Source organism: Neglectibacter sp. X4, from assembly GCF_009917365.1.
Taxonomy (GTDB): domain Bacteria; phylum Bacillota; class Clostridia; order Oscillospirales; family Acutalibacteraceae; genus Acutalibacter.
Window position 1 is genome coordinate 1 of record NZ_QWLE01000257.1, and the last position, 667, is coordinate 667.

A 667-nucleotide genomic window follows, 5' to 3' on the forward strand; every position below is an offset into this window, starting at 1 on the left:
AGATGTTTCTGTTTTTAGAGCCACGTAAAACTTTGATTTTAGGAGCTGAGTTAAAGCAGTACCTAATATCATGAACAGGAAAATTAATAAAAACAAGTAATTTGATCTGCATAAATAAACACCCATGAATGTAAAATATGGTGCATGCCAAGTTAACATAAAAAAAACTGATTGAGCAATGTAAGCGACATTTACTATCCCTTTTTCGCATCGATTAAGATAATTTACAAATTCCGGATCTTCCAATTTTTCAGAATCCAAACTTGCAATTTTATCATGATACTTTAAAATAAATACTTTGATTAATTTCTTTTCTACAATTTCATCGCCCCACACACTCAGTCCAGAAAGCATAATACTTATTATTAGTACTATTCCTAGCAATATCAGATTTCCAACAAGCGTATTACTCTCAAAAGAATCGAAAAAAACTTGCATTCGCCATGTAGTACAGACATATGATAACGAACTCATCATACAAATGATAGTCCATGATACTAAGTATTTAATTATATCTTTATCATTAATCATTTTAATTATATGAATTATTAATGCAATATTATTTATTTTTATCTTTATACCACTGACTTTGTTTTTGATACATTTCATAATATTCTCCCCTTTTTTTTATAAGATCATGATAATTACCACACTCAGCAATATGTCC

Annotated in this window: 1 protein-coding gene; it reads right to left on the reverse strand. The window is 28.5% G+C overall.

Annotated elements, in window-relative coordinates; translation table 11 throughout:
* Positions 1–609: hypothetical protein (locus D1841_RS18005; RefSeq protein WP_166554364.1), on the reverse strand; the 609-nt coding region annotated here is incomplete at its 3' end.
* Between the last annotated feature and the right edge of the window lie 58 nt (positions 610–667).